The following is a 4564-nucleotide window of genomic DNA, read 5'->3' as shown; positions in this document are numbered from 1 at the left end:
AAGGTCAGCAAGGTCAGCAAAATGATTCTTCGCAAAGCTCTCAGGATCAACAACAAAGCTCCAGTGGCAAGTCGCAAGATCAAAGCAGTAACCAAGATCAACGCGGTAGCCAAGACCAAAACTCATCTCAAGGCCAACCTGAAAATCACTCTGACTCTGAAAAGTCTAAACAAGACGACAAGCAAGCCACGCAACAAAGTAACAGTGATCAGCCGAAACAGAGTGACCAAGAAGGCGCTACACCTCAAAGTGCTAGCGCACAACAAGCTTCAAAAGAAGATGGTGAGCAAAGTAGTCAGCAAGCTGTAGCACAAACCTCAGATCAACCTCTGTCGAGCGACCCTGACATGCGAAAACTTGAGCAAGTAGAAAGCGCCCGTGACCCGAGCCAACTGCTTAAAGCGCAAATGATTTTACAAGCACGACAAAAAAGTGCTCCTAACAACCAGAACAAAAAGTGGTAACCATGCGATTTTTAAACAAGCCATTTTTATCCGTACTCCTAACATTGTTGTTGGGAGCTTTCTCGTCCTTCTCAGTATTGGCTGCAAACGCCGTGGCGAGCGTTTCACATAACAGTGTCACCAAAGATGAAGTGTTCCTTCTTAGAGTTGCAACCGATGAAAAGGTCTCCTCTGATGCTCTAGATCTAACAGCGCTCCAGCAGGATTTCTATGTTGGCACACCAAACTTTGGGTCGTCGATGCGAATCGTCAATGGCAGCCGTTCGGTATCAAGTGAATGGAACATTAGCCTTGCTCCACTGCGTTTGGGTAAGTTGCAAATCCCGAGTTTTGATATTGAAGGGGCAAAAACCAAGCCTATCACCATCAATGTTGCAATTAACAAAGCCGCTCCAACTCAACATGATATGGCAGAGTTCCAGCTTAATCTCAGCAAGAACTCGCTGTACCCAGAAGAAGTGGCTGAGCTTGATGTAAAACTCATCATCAAAGCTGACCCAAGAAGGCTGCAAGATCCTAAAATAGCGCCACCGAGCTCGCCGGGCTTAGATGTGGAACCTATTGGTGAATCGAAGCAATTTCAAGATGTTCTCAATGGACAAGAGGTGACGGTAGTTCAACAGTCTTTCCGTATCTCTTCACAAAAGGCCGGACAGTTTAAGCTGAATGGACCGAAGCTGAATGGAGCCGTTGTTTACTCAACCAACAACTCCAGTACAACGCGTCTGTTCCAGCTCGACACGCCCGTTGAAATCTTAGATGTAACTGTGAAGGACGTACCAAAAGGCTACCAAGGTGAGTGGTTACCAACATCAAACTTCAAACTGATTCAACAATGGTCAGATAGCCAAGGCAATCAACTGGGAAATAGTAATGGTTTAGAAGGCGACAACCAAACCATTGAAATGGAAGCGGGTGATTCGTTAACTCGTACCATCACGATGACGGCTAGCAACTTAACGCAACACCAGCTGCCAAAACTGAATATCACCTACCCTAATTCGGTACGTGTTTATGAAGAGAAGCCGCAATTTGGCACAACTCAGTCAGGTGATTCTGTCGTTGTTTACAAGCAAGTCTTGATTCCGAAAGAGGCAGGAAACATCTCGCTTCCTGATGTGTCTCAAGCTTGGTTTAACACCGATTTGCAATCAGAACAAACAAGCAAAGCGCAGGGGCTAGAGTTAGCGGTAAAAGCAAGTGATCGCGCAACGTCAAGCACTCCACCAGTAACTGCTACGCCCGCCCAACAAGTAAGCCCGACGGTTGTTACTGTGGATAGCCCTGGGATCTGGCCTTATCTCACCGCCCTATTTGCAGCTTTGTGGCTAATCAGCTCAGCATTGGCATGCTACTTCTGGTCACGCCGCGGTGTAACGACAAAACCAACACACACTGTTGAACGTCAATCAGATACCGCAGAAGCGCTTATTGAAGCTCTAAGAACGAAAGATGGCGTGATGACCAGAACCTTATTTGAGCAATGGAAATATGAAAATACAGATCTAAGTGATGAGACGTTACAAACCGTTGAAGCCGAACTCACCAAGCTAAACCAAAGCCTTTATGGTGAAGCCGGTTCACCAGCCCAAACATGGAGCCCTGAGCTGGCAATCAAAACGGTGAAGAAGCCCAAGAGAGTTGCGAGTAAAAAGCATAATAGTTCGCTAGAAAATCTTTAGTCGACGCTGTTCATCAAGAACAGTAAAACACAAAGGCCGTTGATCATCTTGAGATCAACGGCCTTTATTTTAAGAAAGAGAGGCTGTGACTTTTTTACGTTTTAAGGCAGAAACAATTCGATTTCGCCCCGAGTCTTTGGCTTGATACAAGGCTTTATCTGCCTTGCCATACAACAAATCAAAATCGAACTGATGCTGGTCAGACGTTATCGAGGCATAGCCAACGGATGCCGTTAAATATGGGCTGGTACTACTTTCACAATGGAGGATTTTTGCCTCTTCAATGCATTTTCTAATCGACTCTGCACGTTGCTTTGTCTCTGAGTGATTCGTGCCAATCATCAACAACATAAACTCCTCTCCGCCAATCCGGCAGAAGGTTTCTTTATCATTGTGAACATGGGCATTCAGTATCTCACCTACCGTCCTCAGAGCCGCATCCCCTTCAGTATGACCATAGACACTGTTGTACAAACCAAAGTGGTCGAGGTCGACAAGAATCAAGCCAAATGTAATTTCGTTCTGTAAGGCAAAGGCACCTTGATCGTCACCGTTCAAGTCTTCTAGAACCTGCGACAACATACGGCGGTTTCCAAGGCGCGTAAGAGGATCTAGCTTAGAAATGATATCCAATTGCTCATTCGCCAACTCTAGCTCTTGGGTACGCTTACTGACTTCTTGCTCCAATGTTTCATTGAGCTTTTTCAGTTCTTCTTGAGCCATGGTTCTTTGCAGCACCTCAGCAAGGCTCGAAGCAAAGATACGTATTACCTCACGAAGCTGTGAGGTTAAAGGACTGCGAGTTAATAGGTTATCAGCAGCGATAAACGCAATCGGCTCACCCGTATTGGTGGTGAGCATGGTCATTGCCGTCCAACCGACTCCCACAATATTGAAATCGTGATAGATAGGAACTGATTCTTCAAAGGCAACTTGATTAGGGCAAGCACGAGCTGCGGCTACAATGTCACGTTCCACCAGCTCAGAGCGATAATAGGACTCATCGACAATATCGCCTTTGATGTCAGTGCCCCAAGTACCTTGCATGTAACTGCACTTTTTGTCTGTTAGGAAAACAGCCAGTCGATCGATACCTAGATGTTGAATCGCAAAACTAACCGCGGACTTACAGACTTCACTGACGCTATCGCATCGAGACAGCTCAACCATACTCGAGTGCAACATACGTATGTTCTGCTCTTGGCGCTTGCGAATATAGATTTGAGAAAGCAAAGAGCCAAAAGACTCAAGCATCTGCTTTTGATAGTTAGTAATCGGTGAGCGATGAATGTAGTTATCCATGGCGATCCAGCCGACAGGTTTGTCGCCTTCACGCAAGATAAGCATGCCATTCCACCCCTGCCCGACCACCTTACCTTCTGTATACAGGGGCGCATTATCGATGATGACTAGATTAGTATGGTTATCAGACAGCGCTTCAATGTATTCCGCTTCAAGTTGGTGCAAATCGTATTGAGTGTGGTGTTCACTGTTGGTTTTACCCGCTTCGTCAGCGCCATAAGTGCCGCTGAAACAACGCTTTTTCATATCAAGCAACATGAAGATCGCACGATCAAACCCTAACCTGTCTCGCACAGCCTCAACCGATGCTTTATACAAAGCATCGAGTGACTCAGGGTTAGAAAGCTCAAGCGCGACCTGATGAACCAGCTTCATGTTCTCTACAAACAGCTCACGTAACTTTATCTCATCTAAGTATTGAGCTTCACGTGTGTCTCTGTGTTTGATTTCTAGCGCCGCGTTCTTTTCGGCACGAATACATTGCCAACGGGCAGCCGCGAGCTGTAACACATCAAGATCTTGGTCAAAGGTTTGATTAACCTTCTCAGCATTGCAATTTTGAACAATTAAATAAGTTCTGGAGGCAGGTGCGTTGTCGAGCATCATGATAAACGACTCCCCACCAAGCACTTTCATGTGTTCCCACTTGCAGGTGTTGATAGCCATTGGCAAAACCCCGTCTGCGGTATCAAACTGTGAGACCCACGGCCAAAATGTAGAGGGGTAGCTCGCCAATGAGGTTAGGTCGCCATAAGAAAAAAGCGGTAATGCGTCGCTCTCCGGCGTCGGTTCAGCAAATATTCCTATCCCTTTTGGAGTAAGTACCTTAACCAGATAGTCAAAAAGAGACTCAGCCAACAGACGATGGTCGCGTGTCGCAGATATTTGTTTTGCAAAGGCTTTAACAGGCACAGCTTCCTTCCATTGGCGATTAAGAATAAAGCAAAAATACAGAAGGCTTGATATGCAATCAATGTAAGTGAAAATGAGATGTTAAGCGGGTCGCAGTTTCACCTTTAACATTATCACAAGCATGAGAAGGACGACAAAAATGGGATTCTCTGCCCAAAATCACATCGACATTGGGGATTTTTTAGACAATCGAGTAGGAGGAGG

The 4564-nt window shown here is 45.9% G+C and carries 2 protein-coding genes and 1 pseudogene; 2 read left to right on the top strand and 1 reads right to left on the bottom strand.

The annotated features are described in order from the left end of the window. Positions 1 to 464 (top strand): annotated as a pseudogene (locus AB4161_RS22440) (hypothetical protein); the annotation flags it as partial. A 2-nt stretch (positions 465 to 466) separates the two neighbouring features. Then, positions 467 to 2146, top strand: coding sequence for a BatD family protein (locus AB4161_RS22435; RefSeq protein ID WP_372084351.1), 1680 nt, complete (start codon positions 467 to 469; stop codon positions 2144 to 2146). 69 nt (positions 2147 to 2215) lie between these two features. Here AB4161_RS22435 and AB4161_RS22430 read toward each other — a convergent pair whose 3' ends face one another. Continuing rightward, positions 2216 to 4360, bottom strand: a complete 2145-nt coding sequence (locus AB4161_RS22430; protein ID WP_372084349.1) for a GGDEF domain-containing protein — start codon at positions 4358 to 4360, stop codon at positions 2216 to 2218. Positions 4361 to 4564 lie beyond the last annotated feature (204 nt).

It is taken from the genome of Vibrio sp. 10N.286.51.E5 (assembly GCF_041469125.1).
Lineage (GTDB): Bacteria > Pseudomonadota > Gammaproteobacteria > Enterobacterales > Vibrionaceae > Vibrio > Vibrio crassostreae_C.
This window is presented reverse-complemented; position numbering and strand designations above follow the sequence as displayed.